Annotated in this window: 29 protein-coding genes and 1 pseudogene; 26 read left to right on the plus strand and 4 right to left on the minus strand. The window is 39.6% G+C overall.

The window, feature by feature from the left end; translation table 11 throughout:
• Positions 1-78: 78 nt before the first annotated feature.
• Both HNR53_RS10740 and HNR53_RS10745 read right to left on the minus strand, forming a co-directional pair.
• Positions 79-1,212 (minus strand): SLC13 family permease, encoded by a 1,134-nt coding sequence (locus HNR53_RS10740; RefSeq protein ID WP_184525742.1) that lies wholly within the window; start codon positions 1,210-1,212, stop codon positions 79-81.
• Positions 1,213-1,460: 248 nt separating this feature from the next.
• Positions 1,461-2,231 carry a rhodanese-like domain-containing protein gene (locus tag HNR53_RS10745; protein WP_184525745.1) on the minus strand — a complete coding sequence of 257 codons (771 nt, stop codon included), beginning with the start codon at positions 2,229-2,231 and terminating at the stop codon, positions 1,461-1,463.
• Between the two features lie 333 nt (positions 2,232-2,564).
• On the opposite strand from HNR53_RS10745, the gene HNR53_RS10750 reads away from it, so the two are divergent.
• The 15 genes from HNR53_RS10750 (at position 2,565) to arsC (ending at position 14,993) form a co-directional block, all read left to right on the plus strand.
• Positions 2,565-3,302, plus strand: coding sequence for a YdjY domain-containing protein (locus tag HNR53_RS10750; protein WP_184525747.1), 738 nt, complete (start codon positions 2,565-2,567; stop codon positions 3,300-3,302).
• 68 nt (positions 3,303-3,370) lie between these two features.
• Complete coding sequence (locus tag HNR53_RS10755) at positions 3,371-4,579, plus strand: TVP38/TMEM64 family protein (protein ID WP_184525749.1); 1,209 nt, start codon at positions 3,371-3,373, stop codon at positions 4,577-4,579.
• Between the two features lie 129 nt (positions 4,580-4,708).
• Entirely contained in the window at positions 4,709-5,722 is a 1,014-nt protein-coding gene (locus HNR53_RS10760; RefSeq protein WP_343065315.1) for a lysylphosphatidylglycerol synthase transmembrane domain-containing protein, read from the plus strand.
• Positions 5,703-6,179 (plus strand): glycine/sarcosine/betaine reductase selenoprotein B family protein, encoded by a 477-nt coding sequence (locus HNR53_RS23655; RefSeq protein WP_184525753.1) that lies wholly within the window; start codon positions 5,703-5,705, stop codon positions 6,177-6,179. Before HNR53_RS10760 ends, HNR53_RS23655 begins: the two co-directional genes overlap by 20 nt.
• Before the next feature lie 24 nt (positions 6,180-6,203).
• The gene (locus HNR53_RS23660; RefSeq protein ID WP_184525755.1) at positions 6,204-6,464 is read left to right on the plus strand and encodes a hypothetical protein; all 261 of its coding nucleotides are present in this window, start codon (positions 6,204-6,206) and stop codon (positions 6,462-6,464) included.
• A 116-nt stretch (positions 6,465-6,580) separates the two neighbouring features.
• Positions 6,581-7,840 (plus strand): ABC transporter substrate-binding protein, encoded by a 1,260-nt coding sequence (locus tag HNR53_RS10775; RefSeq protein WP_221452290.1) that lies wholly within the window; start codon positions 6,581-6,583, stop codon positions 7,838-7,840.
• Positions 7,833-8,705: an ABC transporter permease subunit gene (locus HNR53_RS10780; protein ID WP_221452291.1), complete on the plus strand. Its 873-nt coding sequence runs from the start codon at positions 7,833-7,835 to the stop codon at positions 8,703-8,705. Before HNR53_RS10775 ends, HNR53_RS10780 begins: the two co-directional genes overlap by 8 nt.
• A gap of 4 nt (positions 8,706-8,709) precedes the next feature.
• Positions 8,710-9,525 (plus strand): ABC transporter permease, encoded by an 816-nt coding sequence (locus HNR53_RS10785; protein WP_184525759.1) that lies wholly within the window; start codon positions 8,710-8,712, stop codon positions 9,523-9,525.
• Positions 9,518-10,540, plus strand: coding sequence for an ABC transporter ATP-binding protein (locus HNR53_RS10790; RefSeq protein ID WP_184525761.1), 1,023 nt, complete (start codon positions 9,518-9,520; stop codon positions 10,538-10,540). The genes HNR53_RS10785 and HNR53_RS10790 overlap by 8 nt, the downstream gene beginning before the upstream one ends.
• Positions 10,541-10,557: 17 nt before the next feature.
• Entirely contained in the window at positions 10,558-11,232 is a 675-nt protein-coding gene (locus HNR53_RS10795; protein ID WP_184525763.1) for a TIGR04283 family arsenosugar biosynthesis glycosyltransferase, read from the plus strand.
• Positions 11,232-11,918: a TIGR04282 family arsenosugar biosynthesis glycosyltransferase gene (locus tag HNR53_RS10800; RefSeq protein WP_184525765.1), complete on the plus strand. Its 687-nt coding sequence runs from the start codon at positions 11,232-11,234 to the stop codon at positions 11,916-11,918. Before HNR53_RS10795 ends, HNR53_RS10800 begins: the two co-directional genes overlap by 1 nt.
• Positions 11,887-12,894 carry an aminoglycoside phosphotransferase family protein gene (locus tag HNR53_RS10805; RefSeq protein WP_184525767.1) on the plus strand — a complete coding sequence of 336 codons (1,008 nt, stop codon included), beginning with the start codon at positions 11,887-11,889 and terminating at the stop codon, positions 12,892-12,894. The genes HNR53_RS10800 and HNR53_RS10805 overlap by 32 nt, the downstream gene beginning before the upstream one ends.
• A 247-nt stretch (positions 12,895-13,141) precedes the next feature.
• The gene (locus HNR53_RS10810; protein WP_246439530.1) at positions 13,142-13,438 is read left to right on the plus strand and encodes an ArsR/SmtB family transcription factor; all 297 of its coding nucleotides are present in this window, start codon (positions 13,142-13,144) and stop codon (positions 13,436-13,438) included.
• A 26-nt stretch (positions 13,439-13,464) separates the two neighbouring features.
• Positions 13,465-14,523, plus strand: a complete 1,059-nt coding sequence (gene arsB, locus HNR53_RS10815; protein ID WP_184525769.1) for an ACR3 family arsenite efflux transporter — start codon at positions 13,465-13,467, stop codon at positions 14,521-14,523.
• 44 nt (positions 14,524-14,567) lie between these two features.
• Positions 14,568-14,993, plus strand: a complete 426-nt coding sequence (arsC, locus tag HNR53_RS10820; RefSeq protein WP_184525771.1) for an arsenate reductase (thioredoxin) — start codon at positions 14,568-14,570, stop codon at positions 14,991-14,993.
• A 197-nt stretch (positions 14,994-15,190) separates the two neighbouring features.
• Here arsC and HNR53_RS10825 read toward each other — a convergent pair whose 3' ends face one another.
• Positions 15,191-15,958: a methyltransferase domain-containing protein gene (locus tag HNR53_RS10825; protein WP_272483568.1), complete on the minus strand. Its 768-nt coding sequence runs from the start codon at positions 15,956-15,958 to the stop codon at positions 15,191-15,193.
• Positions 15,959-16,089: 131 nt separating this feature from the next.
• Entirely contained in the window at positions 16,090-16,974 is an 885-nt protein-coding gene (locus tag HNR53_RS10830; RefSeq protein WP_184525775.1) for a nucleoside hydrolase, read from the minus strand.
• A gap of 293 nt (positions 16,975-17,267) precedes the next feature.
• Here HNR53_RS10830 and HNR53_RS10835 point away from each other — a divergent pair, with 293 nt between their 5' ends.
• The 11 genes and pseudogenes from HNR53_RS10835 to HNR53_RS10885 all read left to right on the plus strand — a co-directional run bounded on the left by HNR53_RS10835 (position 17,268) and on the right by HNR53_RS10885 (position 26,386).
• Positions 17,268-18,152 carry a selenium metabolism-associated LysR family transcriptional regulator gene (locus HNR53_RS10835; protein ID WP_184525777.1) on the plus strand — a complete coding sequence of 295 codons (885 nt, stop codon included), beginning with the start codon at positions 17,268-17,270 and terminating at the stop codon, positions 18,150-18,152.
• Positions 18,153-18,218: 66 nt separating this feature from the next.
• Positions 18,219-18,674, plus strand: coding sequence for a low molecular weight protein arginine phosphatase (locus HNR53_RS10840; protein WP_184525779.1), 456 nt, complete (start codon positions 18,219-18,221; stop codon positions 18,672-18,674).
• A gap of 95 nt (positions 18,675-18,769) precedes the next feature.
• Complete coding sequence (gene rpiB / locus HNR53_RS10845) at positions 18,770-19,216, plus strand: ribose 5-phosphate isomerase B (protein ID WP_184525781.1); 447 nt, start codon at positions 18,770-18,772, stop codon at positions 19,214-19,216.
• A gap of 53 nt (positions 19,217-19,269) precedes the next feature.
• Positions 19,270-19,833: a TIGR01440 family protein gene (locus tag HNR53_RS10850; RefSeq protein ID WP_184525783.1), complete on the plus strand. Its 564-nt coding sequence runs from the start codon at positions 19,270-19,272 to the stop codon at positions 19,831-19,833.
• A 520-nt stretch (positions 19,834-20,353) separates the two neighbouring features.
• Positions 20,354-21,595, plus strand: a complete 1,242-nt coding sequence (locus HNR53_RS10855) for a serine hydroxymethyltransferase (protein WP_184525785.1) — start codon at positions 20,354-20,356, stop codon at positions 21,593-21,595.
• 175 nt (positions 21,596-21,770) lie between these two features.
• Complete coding sequence (locus HNR53_RS10860) at positions 21,771-22,973, plus strand: MGDG synthase family glycosyltransferase (protein WP_184525787.1); 1,203 nt, start codon at positions 21,771-21,773, stop codon at positions 22,971-22,973.
• Between the two features lies 1 nt (position 22,974).
• On the plus strand, positions 22,975-23,673 hold the full coding sequence (locus HNR53_RS10865; protein ID WP_184525789.1) for a polysaccharide deacetylase family protein: 699 nt from the start codon (positions 22,975-22,977) through the stop codon (positions 23,671-23,673).
• 49 nt (positions 23,674-23,722) lie between these two features.
• Complete coding sequence (locus HNR53_RS10870) at positions 23,723-24,727, plus strand: glycosyltransferase family 2 protein (RefSeq protein ID WP_184525791.1); 1,005 nt, start codon at positions 23,723-23,725, stop codon at positions 24,725-24,727.
• A complete protein-coding gene (locus HNR53_RS10875) occupies positions 24,724-25,143 on the plus strand; it encodes a GtrA family protein (protein WP_184525793.1) in 420 nt (139 codons plus the stop codon). The genes HNR53_RS10870 and HNR53_RS10875 overlap by 4 nt, the downstream gene beginning before the upstream one ends.
• 514 nt (positions 25,144-25,657) lie before the next feature.
• A complete protein-coding gene (locus tag HNR53_RS10880; protein WP_184525795.1) occupies positions 25,658-25,849 on the plus strand; it encodes a hypothetical protein in 192 nt (63 codons plus the stop codon).
• Positions 25,850-25,924: 75 nt separating this feature from the next.
• Positions 25,925-26,386: pseudogene (locus tag HNR53_RS10885) on the plus strand (YhfM domain-containing protein).
• Positions 26,387-26,627 lie beyond the last annotated feature (241 nt).

A 26,627-nucleotide genomic window follows, 5' to 3' on the forward strand; every position in this document is an offset into this window, starting at 1 on the left:
GGCAATGGGGACTAATCATTGCCCTTTTTCGAATATTAGTTAAGTTAGATCGTTACCTGGTAAGGTGCGGTCTATTTCCTATATAATAAGATACTGGATAAAAATAAAAAATGCTAAAAAAGAAAAGTTGTAGATACTGAATGTTAGTATATATTTCTTTGTCTCTTCAGGTTTTACCTGAACATATAGCTTGTAGGAGATGACGCTGGCCATTGAAGCGATGAGTGTTCCTAGTCCCCCGATATTCACTCCCAATAACAATGGTTTCCAATCGGTTGTAAATTCTGCAAGAAGGATTGAGGCAGGGACATTACTAATCAATTGGCTAAGTAATATGGAACTGAAATAGACGGAACTTGAGTCGTTTAGACTTGCGCTGGCAAATGCCTGTACAGCATTCGTATGCGAAATGTTTCCGATAAAAATAAAAAAGCAAATAAAAGTTAGCAGTAAGAGATAATCGATTTGGATCAATAATTTTTTATTGATAAGAAATACGGTCATCAATGTAACCATGAACGCAATTGGATAACTTATGATGCCAAAAATAGATGCAATGCTGACTGCCAAAACTAGACCCCAAATCGTTACTGCTTTTCGATCCTCAACTTGTATCGGAGCCAGCTCCACTTTCAACTGCTTTTTGTGAAGCCTGTGAATTAAAAAATAAAGAGATACGATCCCTAGAACTACGAAAGAAGAAACAGTTATAAAAAAGGCCATCGGTTTTAAACCATAATGAGAATAGATAAATAAATTTTGTGGATTTCCCATAGGTGTAAAGCTGCTGCCGATATTTGCCGCTATGGTTTGCAGGATGATCGTCTCCATCATGGGCGTATTAGTCCTTCTGCTGATAACAAGAGTCAGTGGTACAAAGGTCAGTAACGCCACATCGTTTGTGACAAACATTGAGCTAAAAAAGCATAAGAAAATGAGAATGGCTGAAACAGATCTGCTATTATCACATCTGCTTACTATGCTAATCGCGATTTTGTCTAGTACTCTGAGTTCCTCCAGCGCTTTAATAGCAAGCATAAGATTAAATAAACTGACCAGTACAGAAAGATTAACATACTCCCACTTTGGAGGATGAACGAAGCAGCTTACTATCGCCAATAGCAGCGAAATGGTAAACACTTTGTCTTTTATCAAAAAACTAAAATTGATATTGAATTTTTTCTTATTTTGAATAAATACTGATTCTTTCATGACCCACCACCGGCAACTTTAGATATGGCAAAAACAATGATATGATTCTATCATGTACCTTTTAGGTTGGGAATAAGTTTTTCTAACGAAATGGGTCTAGCGTTAAATGGCTGTGAATTGACGGAAATTCACAGCCAAAAGCTGAGAATAAACTAGAATGATAAGCAGAAATAGAGAAAGGTGAAATGGAGTACGCTCAATTTCACCTTTCTCATTACGTAAAGCAATTATGTCTCAACCTCGATGAATCAACAACAATCTAGTTCAAATGGGTATTCTTTCACACCTTCAATGGAATTAACGATATTTTCATAACCAAGACTTTCTAAGTGTTTGGCGACTTCAGCACTTTTTGTACCTGTATTGCAATATAATGCGATGGTCTTTCTCTTTGGTAGTTGGTCTAAATAGGCTTCAACTTCATCAAAAGGAACATTAATCGCTCCCTCAATCATGCCTTCTTCTTCTACTTGTTTTGCCGGGCGTACATCGACTAAAACGATATCCTTGTTTTCATCAATTAAGGTTTGAAAAGCTTCGCCTCTTACATCCTCATATTGAACCAAATCATACTTGAATTCCTTTACACCTTGGGCATTGGTCACATCTTGGAATCCGTTGTTAACGAGAATTTCAGCAGCTTGGCCGCTTTTCTTACCTGAATTACAGTAGGCAATAATCGGTTTATCTTTATAATCTTTCAGTTCAGCCAATCTGCCTTCAAATTCATCAATATTGATATTAATAGCATTAGGGATGTGACCAGCCTTGTACTCATCTGCTGAACGAACATCAATGATGAGCACTTCATCTTTTTTCTTATCAGAGTTTTGCGCAACTAGTTCCTCGCCTGTCATCGTTTTAATTTCAGCTGTTTTGGCCGTGGTCTCTGTTGCAGCGCTTTCTGTCTTAGTGGCAGTATTTGCCGGTTTTGCCTCATCCTGAGAGCAAGCAGCTGTCAGCATCGCAGCTAAAGCAATAGTTGATAAAACTGAAATGATTTTTAACTTATTCTTCATAAAAGCAAAGCCTCCTTATTATAGCGAAAAAATAATATCTGCCACTAAGCTTACATGACGATCGAACGATAATCAATTTATATAATATGAAGGTTTTGTGAAAAGAGGTATTTTACCTTTGCAGTAAATGTGATAAAATAAGGGTTTTATACCACTTATCTATAAAATCAATATACTTTAAGTGAATCTATCGATAAAATGAATTTATAACCATATATCGTTTAATTATAATGAAGTTAGGTAAAATATTATAGTAGCATAATGTCTAAAATATCGGAATATTTATGCTCTGAATTTTACTACTTGTGGATTGTAATTAAGGAGGAATAAGTAATGAAATTGACCAAAAAGGCAATCATTGCAGCTGTACTATTTGTATTCATGATTGGATTGGCTGGATGCGGCTCCAACAATGGAGGGAATGCAGCCGATACGAAAAAACAGGAAGAGACAGCAAAAACAACTGATTCTCAAAAACAGGAAAAGACAGCAAAAGCACCTGACCAAGTAGGCGGTGTATCACTAGAAAATCCGATAAAAGTTGACAAAGAAGCTGGTACTGTAACGGTTCTTGCTCAAGTAAATGGTAAGTATTTTACAGAAACAACACGTCACGCTTCAGTATTCAAGGATGGCTCTAATGGAGCTAAATCTGTATTTACTGCATATGGAAATCAAATGGACTTCTATGATGCGCTTGTAGAGATTGGAGCTGAGCCAGGAAACAACATGACTCCTGATAATGCTGCAACTACTCATGTTGAAGGTACACCTATTGAAATGAAGGTTACTTGGAATGGTGCTGATAAGGAATATAATGTGAATGATGTGATTAAAGATAGCAACGGAAATAAAATTGCTTTCAAATTTGGCGGAAATCATGATAGAGCTTTAGAAAAGAATACTGGATGCATATCTTGTCTGGACAGCTGCCCAGTTGGTATAATATCCAACTCTACTTATACTAATGGTGCAGTAGAAAATTCTAAAGAAGTGAAGTTCACTGGAAATCAAGATGTTCTTCCAGAGGATGGAACTTATGTAGCTACAGTATATTCCATTGCAAAATAATTTAGCTTAAGTTTTATATTGGTATGGGGGGGTTTGTCACACAGAATCATTCAGGAGGTCAGGAGTTCATGTTAAAAGCAAGGCTGCTCTTTTACTACACTACTGCAGGTATAGCGCTCGGTTTCCTTATCAATATGCTGCTGTTTTTTAACGTAGCATATGAAATGATGATAGGACTAGGATTAGTCATGTATATTTTTACAGGCTTTGGACTAATGGTCGCTATTGCGAAGAAAAGACTGGATTGGAAGTATTCATTTTTTTATATTGAGCTGGCGGCTATCCTATTAGCTTTACTAACGGGAAGATTACAACAATTCTTTTATATTACAAGAGAAGCATTAGTCATCACAAATCCTGTATCAGAGATACAACCTATTTTCATTGTATGTGCCATAATCATAAATTTAGTGAACCTATATATTGTAAGTACGATAGGAAAGTACCAAAAGGAATATACGAAGGAAGAAAGAAAAGCTTTAAAAGCAAAACAAGTAAAACTAAGTGAATTAAGGGAAGAGCTGGATGAAGAGGAAATTGCACAAATTAAGAAAAGAAGAAAACTTGGAAGAATTATTGCAGTTGTTGGGATAGCCATTTTTATGATTTGCTACTTTACCATTCCTACTCTTCATAATGGATTAAATCATGCTTTTAGTACGATATCTAAGCTGGATACAGCAGTAGTAATTGAATATTTGCGATCATATGGAAAATTGGCGATAGTCGTGTCATTTACTCTTATGGTTCTTCAATCAATTGCTGCACCCATTCCGGCGTTCCTTATTACTCTTTCAAATGCAGCTATATTTGGCTGGTGGCAAGGGGCGATACTATCTTGGGCTTCTGCCATGGCTGGGGCTGCACTATGCTTCTATATCGCAAGAGTACTTGGCAGAGATGCTGTAGAAAAGCTTACTAGCAAAGGTGCAATGGAAAGTGTAGATGTTTTCTTCGAAAAATACGGAAACCGTACAATAATGGTCTGCAGGCTTTTACCATTTGTCTCCTTTGATTTTGTCAGTTATGCTGCCGGTCTTACGAATATGAAATTTTGGTCATTCTTCATCGCAACAGGTATCGGTCAATTACCTGCGACAATCGTATATTCATACGTTGGAGGAACCCTTACAGGCGGGGCTCAGAAATTGTTTGTCGGATTATTAACCTTGTTTGCCTTATCGATTCTAATAGGTGTTGCAAAGAGAGTATATAACGACAAACAACAACGTAAAGGTAAGATAGAAGAAAAAGAGATAAAAGAAGAAATGGTATAATAACTAAAACGAGGTGGTGTGACAAAAGCATGCAAATACTTTTATCACACCATTATTGTATAATAAATGCTCATAATTTCACTATTTCAAGTAACGGAACAAAATATTTTACATGAAAAGGTGAGGCAGGTGGAAAAGTCTCAAGAGAACAAAGTAAAGTCATCCTATTTACAACTTCTCATCAGATTTATAGTCAGTGCAGGTTTAATGGTCTGGATAGTTAAGATGATTGATTGGGATGAGGCCTTCCGCATCATGAAAGAAGGCTCTCCTTTTTATTTTATCCTCGCCTTTCTTGCGATTCAGATAACTGTCGCAACGAGTATTTGGAAATGGAAAATGCTGATACAATCCTCTGAAAAAAAACATCACAGCAATCAAGCATCCCTAACTTACTTAGGGAAACTGTATTATATCGGTTTATTCTTTAATAACTTTATGCCTGGCAGTGTCGGCGGAGATGTCGTTCGAATTATTTTTTTAGGAAAAAAGACAGGCGTGGCCACAGCGACAACATCGGTATTATTTGAACGGATTACCGCCGGATTTGCCCTTGTTGGCATTGTTCTCATTTCTGCATTATTTATGGACCAATCCAGACCGTATTTGATTTCATTATTGATTTTAATCGCACTTGCAGCAGGGCTGTATATTATGTTTAAAATTTTTATGAAAAAGGCAAATGTACCTGAAAAAAACTCATTATCACAGGGGAAACTAAGTACATTACTGGCAAAAGTGAAAGAGGCTATTATCGGAATTGGGGAAAGAGCACAAAATTATCGCAATGAAAGCTGGCGCTGGTGGGGAATGATTCTACTTCTATCATTTCTTTTTCAGGTCGGAATGGCATGGATTAACGATTTATTGTTCCGCAGCTTTGGGATTCATGTCTCGTTCCTGCACTTGCTTGTGATTATCACGTTAATTTCAGTGATTACGATGATTCCTGTTTCTTTAAATGGACTGGGTGTTCGTGAAGCCAGTTATGTGTTATTTTTCCAAAGTATTGGCGTTCCAGAAGGAATTGCCCTATCGGTCTCATTGTTATTTTTCTTTCTTGTCACGATCTCCAGTTTAATTGGCGGTCTATTTTGGCTAATGGAAAGGAGGGAAACGAGCTATGAAGCTATCCGGCAATAAAGTGATTGAATCAGTTATGGGCTTGAAAGCGAGTAATATGGTTCACCCCATTGAAGGGGAAATCCCGCTTACTCCATTTGCAAAAGATGTCGGTGATTCCGTCATTGCCCTTGTGACAACGTCCGGGGTCCATTTGAAATCACAAGGGGTCTTCGATGTGGAAGCAGGGGATCCAACCGTCCGGTTTATCCCACATACTAGTATAGAAACAGATTTAATGATTAGTCATACCCATTTCGACCGCAGTGATGCAGACCGGGATATTAACTGCGTTTTTCCGCTTACAAGATTGAAGGAGTTAGCAGCTGAAGGTGTCATTGGTGGTGCAGCCCCTACCCATTATGGATTAATGGGGTATATCCCAAATACTAAACCTTTGCTTGAAGAAACGATTCCGAAAATCGTGCAGCAGCTGACATCTGAGCATGTGGATGCGGTTCTGTTGAACCCTGGCTGATATATATGCCATCAATCCGTGGGATTGATTCAATATGGAATTGAAAAGGCGGGAATTCCGGCGATTTCTATTACCCATTTAGGCAATTTAACGAGAAAGGTTCGCGTTTCCCGTGCGCTGCAGACGAAGTTTCCTTTAGGGCGCAGTTTTGGAAAAGCGGGTGAGGTAGAGATGCAAAGACAAATTCTATTAGACTGCCTCCAATACTTAAAAGAAATAAAAGAGTCCGAGACGATCATCAAGCTTCCATATAAATGGAAAGGAAGATTTGGCAAGGTGAACTAACCGACTAGGTTTTCGTCTCTTTTTTTGTTAGGACAGCTGGAAGGTTATTTCCAATGCAAGTCGAATTGTAATCTATAAGATTTTTATCAAGATAGTTAAGAGAGGATGTTGAAGTGTTGTTCAAGAAAAAAATATGGTTTGTCCTAATGCTGTGCGTGATGCTAATCGCTGCAGGATGTACTTCTAATAAAAATACAAAAGAAAATACCTCTGAAGAAACTAAACATGCCGATGTACTGGATAAGGACTTTGAACAGATCCTTAAAGATGCTAAAGGGACTACTGTCAGATTCTACGGGTGGGGCGGCAGCGATAAGACAAATGCCTGGATTGACAACTACCTGACGGAAAATGTAAAGAAGGACTACGATATCAAGGTCGAACGTGTAGGCATGAATATTGATGAAGTCTTAAATATTATGCTGAACGAAAAGCAATTGAAAGTTGAAAAAGGCAGCGTTGATGTTGTATGGATTAATGGAGAAAACTTCTTTACGGCGATGAAGAATGATTTGCTGTTTGGTCCTTTTACGGACAAACTGCCGAATTTCAATAAATATATTGATAAGAAATCACCCGATGTACAATATGATTTTGGTTATCCTGTTAAAGGGTATGAAGCTCCATACGGTAAAGCACAATTTGTCATGGTTTACGATAGTCATCACATCGACAAAACACCGGTCGATCACCAGCAATTATTAGAATGGGCCAAAGCGAATCCAGGCAAGTTTACCTATCCGGCGCCACCTGATTTTACCGGCTCCGCTTTTGTAAGAAATATGATCTATGACATCGTAGGATATGAACAGTTCATGGATATGAAGGCGGATGAAGCGGTCGTAAGGGAGGCCATTGCTCCAGCGATTGAGTATTTTAAAGAATTAAAGCCTTATTTGTGGAAAAAGGGAGTCACTTATCCAGCTGAAGCTCCGCTGCTTGATAATATGTATGCCGATGGTGAGGTTTGGCTGACGATGTCCTATAATCCAAATTCAGCCTCTGGTGCTATTGAAACAGGCGAGTTTCCTCAGTCCACAAAAACATTTGTCTTTGATAAAGGGACAATTGGAAATACGCATTTCCTAGCCATCCCGCATAATGCACCGAATAAAGAGGGAGCTCTTGCGTTAATCAACTATATTTTAAATGTTGAGTCCCAGGCAACGAAATACGACCCGGCGACATGGGGGGATCTGCCTGTATTAGACCAAGCGAAGCTTAGTCAAGAGGAAAAGGACAGAATAGCATCCGTTGATTTGGGCGAAGCAACATTACCTGGGGATGTACTGGCAGAGCATAGAGTTCCTGAAATGCCAGCTAATCTAGTGCCAATTATCGAAAAAATTTGGCTGGAAGAAATACCTGGTGAATAATTGGCGAGGAAAGCTGCAACCCTATCTGCTGCTGGCTCCGATGCTTTTGATTTTAATCGGGATTTTCGCCGCAGGCATAATACTCGGGCTTCTGCAGAGCTTTGGATATTTCAAAGTGATTGGCTTAACTGATTTTACCCTGAAATACTACAGGGAAGTCTTAACCGATTCAGCTTTCCTATCATCATTGAGGTTCAGCCTGTATACAGCAACCGTATCCTCCATCATAGCGGTTGTTTTAGGGATTTTACTGGCCTATTCCATCCTGCAAATGAAGGGGAATAAAGACACGGTAGAATACCTTTACCGGATCCCTATTGCAGTGCCACATATTGTTGCGGCACTGCTTGTCTATAATATCTTTTCTCAAACAGGGATTCTGCCCAGGGTTTTATTTGAAATTGGCTTGATTCACAGTCAAGACCAGTTTCCTTCATTCCTTTATGAGGCAAACGGAGTGGGCATCATCGCCGCTTATATATGGAAGGAAACTCCCTTTGTTGCTCTAACGACGTATACGGTTCTTAAGCATGTCTCAAAAAAATTATCCGATGCAGCTTATAACCTTGGAGCCAATAAAAAACAAGTGTTTTTCTATGTACTATTACCGCTTATCATGCCTTCTGTATTGTCCTCATTTATTATTATCTTTGCCTTTTCTTTCGGAGCGTACGAGCTGCCTCTTTTGCTGGGACCGACGCAGCCAAAGGCTTTGCCGGTACAGGCCTTTATCGAATACAGCAACCCGGTCCTCGGGAACAGACCTTATGCCATGGTTTATAATATGCTGATTACCCTGATTGCGGTCATCCTGACATGGCTCTATTACAAAGCTTTTGAAAAGGTAATGAAATACACAAGGTGATGAAATGAAGAATAAAACAAACTTACGCTATAAATGGATAGTAGGATTTTTTCTCGGCATTTTATTATTACCGCTGGCAGTGATCATCATATGGAGTTTCGCCAGGAATTGGCCTTGGCCGAAAATTTTTCCTTCTGATTTTGGGATGCGGGGTTGGGAGTATTTTATTGCCCCCTCATCAAAAAGCATCCAGGTTTTACTTTTTAGTCTTGGATTATCTTTTATTGTTACGCTGGCGGTCTTAGTGATTACCATCCCTGCTGCTAAGGCGCTGGCTTTGTATCAATTCAGGGGAAAAAGGTTGATTGAGATTCTAACCTTCGCTCCCATTATTGTTCCTACCGTGGCCGTTGCGATGGGAATCCATGTGCAGTTTATACGCATGGGGCTTGCAAATACGTTGATAGGCGTGGTATTGATCCACCTTATCCCATGCATCCCCTATACGGTAAGGATTCTTAAATCTGTTTTTGAATTAGTGGGGGAAAAAATGGAGCTGCAGGCCCGGGTGTTAGGTGCTGGGAAAATTCAGACATATGTTTATGTCACGCTGCCTATGATCCTGCCGGGGATTATTTCCGCCGGGAGCATGGCTTTTATTGTCTCCTTCAGCCAGTATTTCTTAACATTTTTGATCGGCGGAGGGAAAATTATTACCTTTTCCATGCTGATGTTCCCGTTTGTCCAAAGCGGTGACAGGATGCTTGGCTCGGTATACAGTGTCGTATTTATTCTGACGGCCTTCATCTTCTTAATGATCATTGAAAAACTGACGAGTCGATTTTATAAGGGGAAACTAGGGGAATATCATTATGTCTAAAATAACAGTGAAAAACATAGCAAAATCTTTTGCTAAAAGAAAAGTGCTGGATCATATTGATTTTGAAGTAGAGGATGGAACAGTCGTTTCTCTGCTTGGACCATCGGGATGCGGAAAAACGACGACATTGAAGGTGATTGCGGGTCTGCTTCAGCCTGATGATGGGGCTGTTTTTATCGGGGACGAAAACATTACAAAGCGGGCAACGGAAAAAAGAGGGGCGGTCATTGTCTTTCAGGACCACCTTCTTTTCCCGCATTTGAATGTGGAGCAAAACATTGGCTTCGGTCTCAAGATGGCAAAGTATCCAAGAAAGGAAATAAGGGAACGGGTCGAGGAGATGCTCGACCTCGTAAAACTAAAGGGAACGAATCGTAAGTATCCTCATGAACTCTCAGGCGGGCAGCAGCAGAGAATAGCATTAGCCAGAGCGCTCGCTGTCCGCCCAAAAGTCCTGCTGCTTGATGAGCCCTTTTCAAACCTCGATCCGAAGCTTAGGCAGGAGATTCGGGAGTTAACCTTCGCGATCCAAAGGGATTTGCGCATGACAACTATTTTAGTGACGCATGATAAAGAGGAAGCGTTAATGTCTTCGGATAAAATTGCCTTTATGCTCAATGGCCAAATCAAACAATTTGGGACTCCGGAAGAATTGTATCAAAAGCCCAACTCAATAGAAGTGGCCCATTTCCTCGGGGAGAAAAATTTTATTCCAGGCAGGATTCAAAATGGGCGTTTCCAATCAGACATCGTAACGATACATACAGCTAAAGGAGATGCGAGTAAAGCTAAGCTTATGATAAAACCGGAGGATATCGCGATTTTTCCTGCTGGGACAATGGATCTTGAAGGAACGATTGTATCAAGAAAATATGCAGGGGAAAGAGTGTATTATACTGTTGTTGTTTTTGGAATCGAGCTTAAGGTTGTCTCCCAATCGGCATCTTTTTATAACAGTGGCGATCAAGTCTCCCTTGAAGTTCATCTAAGTGATCCGATAATATTTGCAGAATAGTTGAAGGAAGAGAAGTTTTGATAACCATTATTATCCCAGTACTCAATGAAGAAAAGACAATCGAAAAGTGTTTAAGCAATATAATGAAGCTTTCCGGAGAAAAAGAATTGATCGTTGTCGATGGGGGAAGCCTCGATAACACGGTGGCAATAGCAAGCCGCTATGCGCGGGTCATCACTAGTGCAAAAGGAAGAGCCAAGCAGATGAATGCCGGCGCGAGAGTCGCAAAGGGGGACATTCTTTGGTTTGTTCATTCTGATTCGGAGCTCCATCTACACAGTATTTGTGCGATTGAAAAGACAATAGCAGAAAACTATATCGGGGGCTGCTTTAGGCTTTACTTCTACGATTTAGATACAAGATTTATGAGATTTTTAGCTTATTCCTCTAATCTAAGAGCAAAATATTTTAAATTGATTTTCGGCGACCAAGGTATTTTCATGAGAAGAGATATCTTTGAAAAGCTGGAAGGTTTCCGCGATATGGAGCTCATGGAGGATTGGGAGTTTTCCCGCAGAATCCACCGGCTTGGAAGGATGAAAATAATTGATAAAGAAATCGGGACTTCAGCTAGACGGTTCCAAAGGGACGGGCAGTTAAAAACTCTGCTCAAGATGCATAAAATCAAGGTCCTTTACTTATTAGGAACAGCGCCGGAAAAACTAAATAGAATCTATAGAGATGTGAGATAATGGATGCTTTAATACTAATGACGAGAATCCCGATAGCGGGAAAAACAAAAACAAGGTTAATGGATTTGCTGACAGGCGATGAGTGTGCCGGGTTGCACATGGCTTTCTTGAAGGATCTGATGACCACTTTTACGGAATTAAAGGGTATCGATCTTTTTATGACCTATACGCCTAAAGATTCCTTGTCCATTCTTGAACATGTTATTCCGGAGTCGATAGAGTCCTTTCCGCAAAAGGGTGAGGATTTGGGTGAAAGGATGTTTAATGCTATAAATGAAGTTTTACAAAAGGGCTATAAAAAGGTGGTTTTAATTGGTTCAGACATACCGGATTTGTCAGCGAGTGATATCCAAACCTCTTTCTGGCTATTGGATAAGCATGATATCGTTTTAGGACCCACTTATGATGGAGGATATTATCTCGTTGGCATGAAAACGGCCCATGAAAGGATATTCCATATCCCGAAAAAATGGGGCGGGAAGTCCGTATTGGAAGCAACTTTTGATATTGGAAACGAGCAGAATTTAACGGTTGGGCTGGGGGCGAAATATCGCGATATTGATACGAAAGAGGACTTATTCGCATTTGCGGGAAAGCATGAAAACACAAAAACCTCCCAGACGATGAAATGGATTTTGGAATGGAGAAGTAAGGATGCTGAAAGACAAATTACTAGAACAAATTAAGGAATATATCGATGATAAGCAAAACTTAGGTCATTTGAATATCAATCGAAATACTGAAGTCCGGTTCCTTGCTCAAGGCGAATATAATATCAACTTTACTTTGGATTCTTCGCCAAATACATACGTTTTTAGAGTAAACACCGGCAGTCAAATGGAAAACGAAAACCAAATAAGATATGAATATGATTCGATTAAATATTTGGAACCGTCAGGCGTTACGCCAAAGGTGTTTTTTGTTGACGATTCGTTATCCTTTTTTCCATATGGGATACTGATCATGGAATTTCTTGAAGGGGAGCCGCTCCGATATGAGAGAGATTTATCCAAAGCGGCTGCTATTTTTTCAAGGATCCATTCAGTGGATGTTCAGCATGACACCCACTTTAAAGTGGAGGATCGTATTTTCAGCGACCGGATTAAAGAAGGGGAAAGACTTCTGGCGAATATTTGGGACAGCCCGCATGTCAGCAGCGAAGTTAAAACCTTTTTTGCGCAATTTTTAGAATGGGCCAAGGTGAATCGAAGCAAGGAGCAGTATTTTATCGATGAACCTTGGCACGTTATCAATAATACAGAAGTGAATTCCCATAATTTTATTATTGGGAAGGAAAAATCCTATTTGATTGATTGGGAAAAACCGGTCATTTCTGACCCGGCCCAGGACTTAACCCAATTTATCGCCCCGACTACTACCTTGTGGAAAACAGACTATCTTCTTAGCGAAGAGGAAAAAGACCTTTTCTTGCGCACCTATATGGAAGGATTAAAGGGTGAGGATCAAAACATTCGTGATAGAGTTCAGTTATATACACCTTACCTCTATTTAAGGGCCCTCGCATGGTGTGCCTACGCCTTCGTGGAGTATCATGACCCGAATAAACAAATCAAGAACATGGATACCTTTGCAAAAATAAAGTCATTTTTGCAAATAGATTTTATGAAAAAATTATGCAGCCCTTTTTGGCATTTGTCTTAGGAGATCGATGCATGAAAGGGTCCGTTGCGGATGTGAAATAATGTTTGATTAAAAATCCTGTTTAGCAGGATTTTTTCTTGTTTAGTAATCGAGTCATATCGCTTGGGATATAGCCATTGTAATAATATAGATTAAAAACCATTTGTGAAATATTTCACTTAAGTATTGAAGATAAATAACATGTCGTATAAAATATAAGCATATTATTATATAAGTGAATGGTTATATAGGAAGGAGGGTGCCTTGCTTGGAGCATTTAGAGGTGATGGCTAAACAGTTAAAAGCCGTAAGTGATCCTAATCGTTTAAAGCTATTGGCATGTCTAAAAAAAGGGGAACTATGTGCTTGTGATTTCGTCGATGTTTTAAATGTCTCTCAACCTGCTGTCAGTCAACAATTAAAAAAGTTAAAAGAAGCAGAAATTATTGTTGAAAGATCGTCAGGAACATGGAAGCATTATCGATTAAATGATGTGCTGCCACCCTATATTCAAACGATTATTGATCACTTAGAAGAGATTTCAATTATTAAACACCAATGTTAGTGACATCAATACGAGGAGTGATGAAGATGTCAAATCAAAGTTTAACGAAAAAGCTGTCATTTTTAGATCGATATTTAACACTGTGGATTTTTGCAGCTATGGCTTTAGGTATCTTAATTGGGGTTGTAGCACCCAATTTTAAAGAGGTTCTCGATACCTTCTCAGTAGGAACGACAAATATTCCGATTGCCATAGGCTTGATCATAATGATGTATCCGCCGCTTGCGAAAGTAAAATATGAGGAAATGTGGCGTGTTTTTAAGGATTGGAAGGTTCTCTTACTATCCTTATTTCAGAACTGGATATTAGGACCTTTCTTAATGTTCTTTTTAGCCATTATCTTTTTACATGATAAACCAGAATATATGGCCGGGTTGATTATGATTGGGCTGGCTCGTTGCATTGCCATGGTTATTGTCTGGAATGATTTGGCGCGTGGTGATCGTGAATATGTGGCTGGATTAGTAGCATTTAACTCTGTATTCCAGATCTTATTCTATTCTGTTTTTACTTATTTCTTTTTAAATGTTCTTCCCGGTGTGTTCGGATTAGAAAATCTGACTGTTGTTATTTCAATGTGGGAAATAGCAAAAAGTGTACTCATTTATCTAGGTATTCCATTTGTCACCGGGATGTTAACACGTTTCATTGGTCTTAAGGTAAAAGGAAAGCAGTGGTATGAAGGCGAATTCCTGCCTAAAATTTCACCACTCACACTGATTGCTTTATTATTTACGATTGTGATGATGTTCTCTCTAAAAGGAGATCAAATCATTGCTTTACCAATGGATGTTGTCCGTATTGCTATTCCATTGTTGATTTACTTCTTAATCATGTTTGCCGTTTCTTTCTTTGCATCACGCAAAGCAGGTGCTACTTATCCTGTTACAGCAGCTCTTTCCTTTACTGCAGCAAGTAACAACTTTGAATTAGCCATTGCTGTAGCTGTAGCAGTATTTGGGATTAACAGCGGGGAAGCATTCGCAGCTGTTATTGGACCGTTAGTCGAGGTCCCTGTCCTCATAGCTCTAGTTAATGTAGCCTTAAGATGGCAAAAGAAATATTTTAAAGTAATTAAATTATAGGCTAATTAGCTATTCTAATTTCTAAAGGGCAAGGTGAGAGTTTGATGCAAAATAAAAAAACGATTTATTTTCTATGTACAGGTAATTCTTGCCGAAGCCAAATGGCAGAAGGCTGGGCAAAAAAATATTTAGATCTAAACGAATGGGATGTCCGCAGTGCCGGTATTGAAGCGCATGGTTTAAATTCGAATGCAGTAAAAGCCATGGCAGAGGCAGGAATGGATATTTCCAGTCAAACATCCGATATCATTGAGTCCGATATTCTTAATAATGCTAATTTAGTGGTTACCTTATGCGGGGATGCTGCTGACAAATGTCCAATGACACCACCGCATGTAAAACGCGAACACTGGGGCTTTGACGACCCGGCAAAAGCGCAGGGTACAGAGGAAGAGAAATGGGCATTCTTCCAGCGCGTTCGCGATGAAATTGGAGAAAGAATAAAACGTTTTGCTGAAACAGGAGAATAACACAATCAAATAGCCGGGTGGTTCACACTCTTGGTTTTCTTTAACATGAAAAAATAAGCAAATACTTATTTAATGATATTAAGGAGGGGAAGCTGCTCAGTCTTAGCCCTTCTCCTCTTATTTGTACAAATGAAGAAGGATGCTATGAAAAAAAAGACGGTTCTTCCCACCTTATAGTAGGAGAATCGTCTTTTACCTTAATTACTATCTTTACTATTGATAGTTGGATTCCCTTTTTTTCCTCGGATTATTCCGCCTACAGTATATCTAGAGGTAGAAATACCGGTTTCTCTAACAAACTCCACTTGAGTAAAGCCAACCTTTTCCATCAATATGACAAGATCTCTACCTGAGATCGCTCCTCCAATTCAATTTGACCAGGCATCTAGATTTCCCGTTACTTCTTCAGGGAGTTCTTCTTTTAAAATGATATCTGCAAACTGTAGTTGTCCTCCTGGCTTGAGAACACGGTAGATTTCCTTAAAACTTTTTTCCTTTAATGGTGATAAATTTAGAACACCGTTTGAGGTGACCACATCAAATGTTTCCGAATCAAACGGAATCGCTTCTGAACTCCCGACCTGAATTTTGGCTCGGCAGGGGGTCTGTTGTAAGTTTTCTTTTGCTTTCATGACCATTTCAGGAGTAAGGTCAATTCCGTACACTTTACCGTTTTCTCCAACTTTTGTACTTGCTACGAAAAGATCGAAACCGGCTCCACAACCAATGTCCAGGACAGAATCTCCTTTTTTTATTGGTCCTAATGAAAAAGGGTTTCCTACGCCGCAGAATGATTCTAATAGTTTTTTAGGCAAATTAGTAAATTCAGATAGATCATAGCCTAAGAAATTGGCTCCCTTTTCTCCTGTAGGATAAGAAAATATTCCTTTGGATGAATGGGATACTTTTGCATATTTTACACGGATTGCTTGCTGAATGTCTTCAAGCGTTTGCTGTTTGCCCATATAACAACCTTCTTTCGTGTTGTTCTCCCTTCATTAAACATAATCAAAGCAATCATGGAAACAACATTTATCACTTAAAAACTGTCTTTTTAAAAAAAGACCAACACCTTTGAAGGTATTGGCACGTGTTTTTAAATCCCCTTAATTTTAACCTTTTTCCATGCTTCGAAAATGATTTCGTTGAAAAGATCGGTATCTTTGATTTCGGTTGGAATATTGATGATCGATCCGTTCTCATGCTCGCCTTCGATTCTTAAAAATCCCTTCTGTAAATCCCTTTCACTGGAAATAATGGATTGATAACTGTCTGCAAATAGTTCTGGATGTGTAATATATACGCCTGAGACAATATCCCAATTGAAGAAACCTTCTGTGGCAAAAAGTTCTTTGAAATTTTCATACCAGGCATAGGATTGTTCCTTAATATAGGCATAAGAAGCAATATCCTTATTTTCCATCAGTCTCTCGTATTCCTTTCTTCTGAATTCTGCCTGCAGACAAATATGACCGGTCATCGTCGTGATTTTTGCCCCGGAATGAAGGACGTTGCAGCTTGCTTCGCTATCAACGGAAAAGTTTAATTCATCCAGATTCCTGCCATTGATGATGAGCGGCTTTGTTAATCCTCCCATTAATACGATTTCTTTAATCTTTTGGTAAAATTCCGGATCAAGCTCATAAGCTCCATATAAATTCGTAAGCGAACCGGTAGCCAGTATCGTTATTTCATTAGGATATTGATTGACCATCTGAACAAGAAAAGCGGCCGCTTCACTTTTTCTGTCAGAACCTTTCCCGGCTCCTTTTTTGAGCGGGATATCGCCTATGCTGAGATCGTTAACTAGTTTGGTCGTTGCTTGAAAGACATCTTCTATATGGCTGTTGCCAAATGTTGTGGTGACACCGAGTAAATCAATGTTACGATTTCCAATTAAGTACATAAGGGTTAACCCGTCATCTACATCTTTGAATGGAAGCCCCATTGTGTTGTCGCAATCATACAGTACCTTTTTCAAAGAAATCCCTCCACTTATGTATTGCGGTTCTAGAATATTATATTTTAACTTAAATGCTTAATTCCTTGGCGTTCAAAAAGCCCTCCCTAGATTGACTAGGGTCAGGCACTTTATATAATTTAATATCCCCCTATTCATTTAATAAGATATAATTATAGATGGCAAATGCCGGTCTCTGTGCATAATAAAATTGAATTAAAAGGCAATATTCTTTACAATTATATTATATTACAATAAGTATTTATCTGTCTTTTATGGATAGGCTGCTTATTTTTTGAGGTGTATGGCAAATAATGGATTTACATCAACTTTATATTTTTACAAAGGTCGTCGAGCATAAGAGTTTTTCAAAAGCAGCGGAAGATATATATTTAAGCCAATCAACAGTTAGTTCACATATTCATTCACTAGAAAAATCCTTAGGGGTCGCTCTTTTTGACCGTGTTGGCCGTGAAAGCATTCTGACGCCATACGGTGAGCGTTTATATAAATGGGCGGTGCGCTTATTACATTTAAAAGATGAAGCATTACTCGATTTGAATGAGGGTATGAGTAGTATGAAAGGGAACATCCGTATTGCGGCCAGTTCGGTTCCAAGTCAATTTATCATCCCAAAAATGGTGAAAGCCTTTAGGAAAGAACATAAAGGAGTAACCTTTTATGTGGATCAGTCATCATCAAAAAGTGTAGCTGAAAGGGTGTTGAATGGTTCAGTAGATTTAGGGATCTTAGGGGAAAAGTATGGAAACGACAAATTGCGTTTTATTCCACTTGTAAAGGAGAAATTAGCATTAATTACTCCTTTAGCTCTAGAATTAACAGAACCGGTTTATTGTAAAGATGTAGTCAAGTATCCGTTTATCATGAGAAACTCAGATTCTGGTACCAATGCAATGGTGGACCGTTATCTGAAGAAGTATGGGATCGCGAAAGAAAAGCTAAATGTGATTGCCTATGCAGACAGCAGTCAAAGCGTGGTTCAGTTTGTGATGGAGGAAATTGGTGTTGCGATTATGTCTGAAATTGCCGCAAAAGAACATGCAAAAATGAATCATATTCATATGTATCCCCTCGAAGATTTTAAAATGGAACGGTATTTTTATTTAACCTATCATATCAATCGAACCCAATCGTTGTTAACGAAGGAATTTATCAAACAGGTGTCAGATTTAATATAGATTTCATATATAATCTATTTGTATAAGAAACCTGATTAACTTTTTAAAAGGGGGGTTGGGGAGAAAATGAATCATATTTTATTTGTTTGTACCGGAAATACTTGCCGGAGCGCGATGGCCGAGGCGATGCTGAGGAATATGAATATTTCCGGAATTGAAGTGAAGTCTGCCGGGGTGTATGCAGAAAATGGGGGCAATGCCTCTGTTAATGCGATGAAAGTACTGGATGAATATCAAATTCCTCATAATCACCAATCCACAAAATTGAATGAAGAGCTAATTGCCTGGGCGGACTATATCTTGACGATGACAACCGGTCATAAGCAGGCGCTTGCTGGAAGATTCCCGCGGGCGATTGAAAAAACCTTTACGTTGAAAGAATTTGCGGAAATGGATGGTCATGCTGACATTGCCGACCCTTATGGCGGGTCTGTTGAAACTTATAAAAAAACGTTCCTGCAAATGAAGGAAGCGATCGAGAAAATCATTCCCTTTTTAACCGAAGAGGAAGGCGGACAGTAGAAAAGCGGCATGGTTTGTATCTTTAATTATGGTGCAAATTATGTCAAAATAAGGTGGATAAAAATGTTCAATGAAAAATGGAGGGAGACATCTAGATGAAAGTAGCAATAGGTTCAGATCACGGCGGCGTGAATATCCGAAAGGAAATCATTTCATTGCTTGAGGAATTAGGAATTGAATACAAGGATTTCGGCTGTGAATGCGGAACATCTGTCGATTATCCGGATTACGCGATTCCAGTGGCAGAAGCTGTAGCCAACGGCGGATATGACCGCGGTATTTTAATTTGCGGTACAGGCATCGGAATGAGTATTGCAGCGAATAAAGTAAAAGGAATCCGCTGTGCGCTTGTCCATGATGTGTTCACAGCAAAAGTTACCCGCGAGCATAATGATACAAATGTATTGGCAATGGGCGAGCGTGTAATTGGACCTGGATTAGCCCGCTTAATCGCAGAAACATGGCTGAAGGGTGAATTCGAAGGCGGCCGCCATGCAAACCGCGTCGGCAAAATTACTGCTTACGAAGACCAGCATATGTAATAGGCTTTTAGTGGAACAATAAGACAAGAAGTTATGTAAGGGGATGACCAACCATGCAGGAATGGCGCAAACAAACTGAATCGATTTTGTCTGAATTTCAACAGCAGGCGGAACTTGGGAAAAAGGATACCCTGGTTATCGGGTGCAGCACGAGTGAAGTATGCGGGAAGAAAATAGGGACATCCGGAACGCTTGAGGCAGCCGAAATGATCTTTAACGCGCTGCAGAAATTCCGTGAAGAAACAGGTGTGTCCCTTGCCTTTCAATGCTGCGAGCATTTAAACCGTGCCCTGGTCGTTGAGAGGGAAACAGCTGAAAAACAAGCACTGGAAATCGTCTCGGTCGTGCCCGTTCGCCATGCAGGCGGAGCAATGGCCACTTATGCGTTTGAACATCTATCAGACCCGGTCGTCGTCGAATTCATCAAAGCAGATGCTGGAATTGATATCGGTGACACCTTGATTGGCATGCATTTAAAGCATGTGGCGGTACCGCTTCGTACTTCAGTTAAAGAGATAGGAAATGCCCATGTAACGATGGCTAAAACGCGGGCAAAGCTCATTGGCGGCGAACGCGCTGTTTACAAGAAGACAGCCGCTAATGAAAGCTGCCATTAAAAATGAATATTCTATGATTAGTCAAGGCAGATATGAACACTTCTTATCTGCCTTTTTTATTGGAATGTCTCTGTTAAACTTGATTGTTGATTTCCGTTCCAGGCACGCACGGTTCTGCGGGCGACCGACGAGCCTCCTCGACACTTCGTGTCTGCGGGGTCTCGTCTGTCTCGCTTCTCCCGCGGGAGTCTTCGTGCCTTCCACTCCAATCAACTAGGGATAAAAAATCAACATTGACCTTTAACACAGCCATTGGAAAAAATAATCCTGAAACAGGTTATACTCCGCATGAATCATGGAATGAATGTGAAAACTAATGTCGATAAATAGGGGAATAGGAAGAATTAAACAAGTAAATTGTCAAAAAATGCAGAATGAAAGGGTTTTCTGAAAAATAACATCTTTCTAAATACGAATAAAGCTGTTAAAATGGAGAAAGATTTTTCGGAAATGTGAAATATTTATATAAGGCACAGCCTGACAAATAAAAAAATATGAAAGCAATAGGGAGGAAAAACACATGAAACACATCGCGCAGCAGGATGAGCAAGTTTTTCAAGCTATACAAAAAGAAATCGGCCGTCAGCGTTCTAAAATTGAATTAATTGCATCTGAAAACTTTGTTAGTGAAGCTGTTATGGAAGCACAAGGCACTGTTTTAACTAATAAATATGCAGAAGGCTATCCAGGAAAACGCTATTATGGCGGCTGTGAATATGTGGATATCGTCGAAGATTTAGCACGTGACCGTGCCAAACAAATCTTCGGTGCAGAACATGTAAACGTACAGCCTCATTCTGGTGCACAAGCGAACATGGCTGTTTACTTCACCGTATTAAAGCCTGGTGATACCGTTCTTGGGATGAACCTTTCTCACGGCGGACACTTAACACACGGAAGCCATGTGAACTTCAGCGGAATTCAATATAACTTCGTTGAGTACGGGGTAGATGAGAAAGACCACCGTATTGATTATAATGACGTACGTGAGAAAGCCCTCGCACATAAACCAAAATTAATCGTTGCCGGTGCAAGTGCTTATCCACGACAAATTGACTTCGCGAAATTCCGTGAAATCGCTGATGAAGTAGGCGCCTATTTCATGGTGGATATGGCTCACATTGCCGGACTTGTTGCCGCAGGCCTTCATCCAAATCCAGTGCCGCATGCACACTTTGTGACAACTACTACACATAAAACATTACGCGGACCACGCGGCGGGATGATTCTATGTAAAGAAGAGTTTGCTAAAGCAATCGATAAATCAGTTTTCCCTGGAATCCAAGGCGGTCCGTTAATGCATGTCATTTCTGCGAAAGCGATTGCTCTTGGTGAAGCCCTTCAAGACAGCTTCAAGGGTTATGCAGAAAATATCATCGCCAATGCAAAACGTTTAGCTGAAGGTTTGCAAAAAGAAGGTCTTACCCTTGTATCAGGCGGAACAGACAACCACTTATTATTAGTAGACGTTCGTGCAGTCGGTTTAACTGGTAAAGTTGCCGAACATGTTCTCGATGAAGTGGGCATCACCGTGAACAAAAATGCGATCCCATTTGATCCGGAAAAACCATTTGTCACAAGCGGTATCCGTATCGGTACAGCAGCGGTTACTTCCCGCGGCTTCGGTTTAGAAGAAATGGACGAAATCGCATCGATCATTGGTTTCACATTGAAAAACCACGAAGACGAAGCGAAACTGCAAGAAGCGGCAAAACGCGTAGCAGACTTAACAAGCAAATTCGTATTATATCCAGAACTATAAGATATAGAAAGATACAGTAAAGGCACGGGGCAATCCCGTGCTTTTTTCTATGGGGATAAACATCTTAAAAATTTCCTGTCAGTTTCATTAAAAATTGATGAAAATAGGAAGTTTGAAAAAATTAGGTGATAGATTAAAAGTGTAGATATGCTTAGGGTGGGAGGAGGAACATGGAATGAATGACCGTGAAAAGGATAAATATCTGATCCTTTCCGCCACATTTGGGGAAGGACATAAACAAGTAGCCAATGCCATCAGTGAGGCCGTGGACTTTTTTCTTGCTGATGCTGAGCCTGTCACGATTGATATCATGGAGTGGATTCATCCCCATCTTTATCCAATCAGTCATTACATTTATAACAGGGGAATCAATAAGTTTCCGCAAGTGTACAGCTTTTTCTATCGGAAAACCCGGGTGAAAAATTCCTTTTCTGTCAGGTTAAATTCGCTCTTTTTATTGGGGATGCAAACGATGCTTAAGATCATTCAAGAAATAAAGCCAAAAGTGGTGGTTAGTACTTATCCATTCGCTGCCGGAATTATATCGAAGTTAAAAGAGCAGGGATTGATTGATATTCCTGCGGTTACGATTATCACGGATTATACGGACCATTCTTATTGGATCTATCCCTATACCGATCAATATATCGTAGGTTCCACACAAGTGCGCGACCGTTTGATTGCCCTAGGAGTAGAAGAAAATAAAATCAAGCACACTGGAATTCCGGTGCGAAAAAGATTTACGGAAGTTACCCCGAAGGCGGCCCTGTTAGATAAATATCAGCTTGATGCAAATGTATTTACGATTCTCATCATGGGCGGGGGAGATGGCTTCTTTAGTAAGGGACTTTCAACCTTCCAGACCTTGGAATCTATCTCTGCACCGCTTCAGATCTTTATCGTTTGCGGCAAAAACAAGAAGCTAAAAAAACAATTAGAGTGGGAATTGAAGGATTCTAAGCATGATGTAAGAATTTTAGGATACTGCGAAAATATTAATGAATTAATGGCGATTTCAGATCTTATGATTACGAAACCGGGAGGGGTCACTATTTCAGAGGCAATGGTGATGGACTTGCCATTACTCATTTATCATTCCCTGCCGGGCCAGGAAGAAGACAATGCGGAATATTTATATCGTTCGGGGTTCGCCTTTATTTCGAGGTCGGAAAAAGATTTGTTGGAGCAGATTGAAAATCTTGTCCACGATTCAGCACCGTTAATACGGATGAAACAGAGAATGGAAGAAAATCAAACGAAAACATCGTCTCAGGATGCCCTGCGAGTGATTGACAGGGCGGCTAAACGAGGGCAAATACGTAAATCAAGCAATAGAAGAGTGGTGCAAAAGCGAGAGGAATTAGAGGTGAAGATTTAGGATGGGATACATTACTGCTATGATCATTTTTTTTATTTTATTCTACACCGTTATCCCCTATTTTCTGTCACGTGGTTTAGGGCTAAAGGTTTTTAAGCGGGGGGACGATCCAGCAAAGATTGCCTTTACGTTTGATGATGGACCGGACCCGACTTATACCCCAATCCTGCTTGACTTATTGAAGAAAAATGAGGTCAAGGCGACCTTTTTTGTGGTCGGTTCCAAAGCGGAGAAGCACCCTGAGTTAATCCAGCGGATGCATCAAGAAGGCCATTTAATCGGGATTCATAATTATGTTCACCATTCGAACTGGTTTATGTCTCCTTGGAAGGTTCGCAAAGGGCTGGAGGATACAGCCGCCATTATTGAAATGAACACCGGGGAAAGACCCGTTTATTATCGTCCGCCATGGGGGATGCTCAATCTTTTTGATTTTGTCAAAAGCGGCCCATACAAGATGATTCTTTGGTCGATCATGGCGGAAGATTGGCGCACCTCCGGCGGCAGTGAAAAGATTAAACAGCGTTTAGCAAGCATAAAAGGCGGTGACATCATCCTCCTGCATGACTGCGGGGATACACCTGGGGCAGAGCTTGATGCGCCAAGAAATACGATTAATGCGCTAAAGGATGTATTGAAGACAGTGAAAACAAAGGGTTTTATCCCTGTACGTGTAGATGAATTACAGAAGGGGCTTTGACATCGAAAGAAAATGAATCGAATTTAGATTATAAGGGAGAGTCATTATCATGAAAGGACCTATCTTAACAATCGTTGTTCCATGCTATAACGAAGAAGAAGTGTTACTGGAAACTACCAAGCAATTATCGGCGGTTTTAACTAATTTAATCGATGATGTCCTCGTATCAAGGGAAAGTAAAATCCTCTTTGTCGATGATGGCAGTAAGGATCGGACATGGGACTTAATTGAAAAGGAGATGGCGGAAAATCCATTCGTGAAAGGGCTGAAATTAGCCAGAAATGTAGGACATCAAAATGCTCTGTTAGCAGGACTTGAAACAGCTGCAGCAAAATCGGATTGCGTCGTTTCCATTGATGCCGACCTTCAGGATGATATCGGGGTCATCCGTACGTTTGTGGAAAAATATTGGGATGGCTTTGATGTCGTGTATGGGGTACGGGATAAGCGGGAAACGGATACGTTTTTCAAGCGGACAACGGCATTGGGGTTTTACCGTCTTATGAATAAAATCGGGATTCATTTAGTTCCGAATCATGCTGATTTTCGCTTGATGAGCAAAAGGGCATTAGAGGAATTATTTAAATATAAGGAAACGAATCTTTTTCTGCGGGGACTCGTTCCTCTTGTCGGCTTCAAGTCTACCAAAGTCTTCTATGATAGAAAAGAAAGATTGGCAGGGGAATCCAAGTATCCATTGAAGAAAATGCTGGCATTTGCCTTTGACGGGATCACATCTTTCAGTATCACCCCGATTCGTTTCGTCACCTTTTTGGGATTTCTGGCTGTGATCATTAGCGCGGCGGCTGGCGGGTATGCCCTCTTTCAAGAACTGACCGGACATACAGAATCGGGATGGACTTCCATCATCATCTCCATCTGGTTCGTCGGCGGCCTGCAGCTTTTAGCTGTGGGGATTATTGGCGAATATATCGGAAAAATCTATCGCGAGGTAAAGCGGCGCCCAAGGTATGCGATTGAGGTGGATGCTTTCTCAAATCATGGACAAAGTGAACAGCAGCCGGGGATCCTAATGAGTACGGTGGGAAAATGAAATTTACCTTTGTCCGCTTTATCATCGTTGGTGTAGCTAATACGATCATTGGCTTGACCGTTATGTTTCTCTTCTATCATTTGCTGGGCCTTTCCTATTGGATGGCCACCTTTTTCGGAAATACAATAGGGGCGTGTGTCAGCTATTGTTTGAATCGAAGTTTTACCTTTAAAAGTAAAGCATCTGTGTCACAGAGTTTGGTTCGCTTCGCGGCGGTGATTTTGTTCTGTTATTTCGTTTCATTCTACATTGGCAAACACGCCGTCCAGCTAGTGTTAGACCATACTCATATCTTTTCTGCCGCTATTTCAACAGATCTTGCTATATTGGTCAGTACTGGTTTTTATACCTTATTAAATTACGCTTTGCAAAAATTAATTGTTTTTCCGCAGCAGAGAGCAAAAACACCGGCTTAATGAGACCGGTGTTTATTTATGTGATAAGGAATGGGGAATATTCTATTTGCGATGGAAATATTCAAAATTATAACGGAAAAGTACTTGAACTTGATCGTAAAGATCCTTTAAGAGTATTAAGTAATTCGGTGCTTCGAAATTATCCTGAACTTGTTTCTAATTCTATTCTTAATAGTAGCCAAAAAAAGCTTTTATTACATGGGATATCGATTTAAAATGCATATAAAATAAAAATGTTAGACTAAATTTATTAGTCTAACATTTTTATTTTAAACTACATTAAATATATTTCGCGAATATTTTAAACTTCATAAGCAGAGAAAATGTAAGTTTGTTACTTTATAACCTTATTCAGCAATCGGGCGCTTTCAATTAGAAGGCGTCCTTTTAAATTCTAGATTTTCCGGAGGAAAGTAATGTTTTGATGTTTGACAGAATTATTAAAAAATGCTGTTCTCTTTAATGGTAAAATATATATAAGACTATAAGACTGATTATTGGGGGGAATTATAAATTGGCTTTCGGTACCTTGGTTTTTTCCATTATTCTTTGGATTTTTGGTCTATTTATTCTGTATATCGTAATTTCAACTGCTGTAAAGGATGGTATTAATAAGTCTGTTGTTGGTGAATTTATCAAAAAGGAGTATGAAATTGAAGAGGATAAAAAATCACTTCTTGATAGTGATTTAGATAATAACAAGTAATCATAGAAACAATTAAAGGGTATGACTGTCTAATTAGAATGATTAGTGATAGTAAACTTGGGGAGGCAATATGATTTGAAAAAAGTTAGTCTTACGGCATTATTTTTAATTTTTATTTTTTCGCTTCTCTTTGGCTGTCAATCTAAAGAAAATATTTCTATTGAAACCACTGTTAATCCATCAACTGAATCGGGAAACGATATAAAACTGTCAATCGATAGTGATTTTAAAAGCGTCATCATTTCAAAACCAAAAGGCTTCAATGAAATCACCTTTGATGATAAAGAATCCCTAAAAGCCCTTCAGAACATCTTTTCAAGCGCAATAAAAGAACCTGGCGTAGTTGATATGGTCGACCCCGAATTTTATTTGGAAGTCATTTATGGCAAAGAAGGTTAAAAAAGTTTGTATTTATGGATTGGTGAAAAAGGACAAAGAAGTACATTTATGAAACCGGAAGATACGCACACCATTTATACTGTTTCAGAAGAGAAGACAGAAAAATTGATTGAATTAGTTGAATCACGCTTTAATTAAGACTTTGTATAAATTTTCCAAGAATCTCAGTTTTTCGTGTTTTCAGTATTCCAGAATCGGCGCGTATCTACAAAATAGGCAGATACGCTAAGCAAAAAAGGACAACAAAAAACTTTTCGAATAACTACTAAGTGTATTCCAGAAACGGGCGCCGTTCGACAAGTTCTGTTATAAGTGTTTTACATGAAATACAGGGGATTATCTAAGATTAATCCTAACTTTACAACGGAGGATGGGAATG

The organism is Bacillus benzoevorans (assembly GCF_014207535.1).
Classification (GTDB): domain Bacteria; phylum Bacillota; class Bacilli; order Bacillales; family Cytobacillaceae; genus Bacillus_BD; species Bacillus_BD benzoevorans.

What these genes read in the sequence shown, in the direction of transcription:
- HNR53_RS10740 (WP_184525742.1), bottom strand. Translation starts at nt 1,212, where the DNA reads ATGAAAGAATCAGTATTTATTCAAAATAAGAAAAAATTCAATATCAAT.
- HNR53_RS10745 (WP_184525745.1), bottom strand. Translation starts at nt 2,231, where the DNA reads ATGAAGAATAAGTTAAAAATCATTTCAGTTTTATCAACTATTGCTTTA.
- HNR53_RS10750 (WP_184525747.1), top strand. Translation starts at nt 2,565, where the DNA reads ATGAAATTGACCAAAAAGGCAATCATTGCAGCTGTACTATTTGTATTC.
- HNR53_RS10755 (WP_184525749.1), top strand. Translation starts at nt 3,371, where the DNA reads ATGTTAAAAGCAAGGCTGCTCTTTTACTACACTACTGCAGGTATAGCG.
- HNR53_RS23655 (WP_184525753.1), top strand. Translation starts at nt 5,703, where the DNA reads ATGAAGCTATCCGGCAATAAAGTGATTGAATCAGTTATGGGCTTGAAA.
- HNR53_RS10785 (WP_184525759.1), top strand. Translation starts at nt 8,710, where the DNA reads ATGAAGAATAAAACAAACTTACGCTATAAATGGATAGTAGGATTTTTT.
- HNR53_RS10790 (WP_184525761.1), top strand. Translation starts at nt 9,518, where the DNA reads ATGTCTAAAATAACAGTGAAAAACATAGCAAAATCTTTTGCTAAAAGA.
- HNR53_RS10800 (WP_184525765.1), top strand. Translation starts at nt 11,232, where the DNA reads ATGGATGCTTTAATACTAATGACGAGAATCCCGATAGCGGGAAAAACA.
- HNR53_RS10805 (WP_184525767.1), top strand. Translation starts at nt 11,887, where the DNA reads ATGCTGAAAGACAAATTACTAGAACAAATTAAGGAATATATCGATGAT.
- arsB (WP_184525769.1), top strand. Translation starts at nt 13,465, where the DNA reads ATGTCAAATCAAAGTTTAACGAAAAAGCTGTCATTTTTAGATCGATAT.
- arsC (WP_184525771.1), top strand. Translation starts at nt 14,568, where the DNA reads ATGCAAAATAAAAAAACGATTTATTTTCTATGTACAGGTAATTCTTGC.
- HNR53_RS10835 (WP_184525777.1), top strand. Translation starts at nt 17,268, where the DNA reads ATGGATTTACATCAACTTTATATTTTTACAAAGGTCGTCGAGCATAAG.
- HNR53_RS10840 (WP_184525779.1), top strand. Translation starts at nt 18,219, where the DNA reads ATGAATCATATTTTATTTGTTTGTACCGGAAATACTTGCCGGAGCGCG.
- rpiB (WP_184525781.1), top strand. Translation starts at nt 18,770, where the DNA reads ATGAAAGTAGCAATAGGTTCAGATCACGGCGGCGTGAATATCCGAAAG.
- HNR53_RS10850 (WP_184525783.1), top strand. Translation starts at nt 19,270, where the DNA reads ATGCAGGAATGGCGCAAACAAACTGAATCGATTTTGTCTGAATTTCAA.
- HNR53_RS10855 (WP_184525785.1), top strand. Translation starts at nt 20,354, where the DNA reads ATGAAACACATCGCGCAGCAGGATGAGCAAGTTTTTCAAGCTATACAA.
- HNR53_RS10860 (WP_184525787.1), top strand. Translation starts at nt 21,771, where the DNA reads ATGAATGACCGTGAAAAGGATAAATATCTGATCCTTTCCGCCACATTT.
- HNR53_RS10865 (WP_184525789.1), top strand. Translation starts at nt 22,975, where the DNA reads ATGGGATACATTACTGCTATGATCATTTTTTTTATTTTATTCTACACC.
- HNR53_RS10870 (WP_184525791.1), top strand. Translation starts at nt 23,723, where the DNA reads ATGAAAGGACCTATCTTAACAATCGTTGTTCCATGCTATAACGAAGAA.
- HNR53_RS10875 (WP_184525793.1), top strand. Translation starts at nt 24,724, where the DNA reads ATGAAATTTACCTTTGTCCGCTTTATCATCGTTGGTGTAGCTAATACG.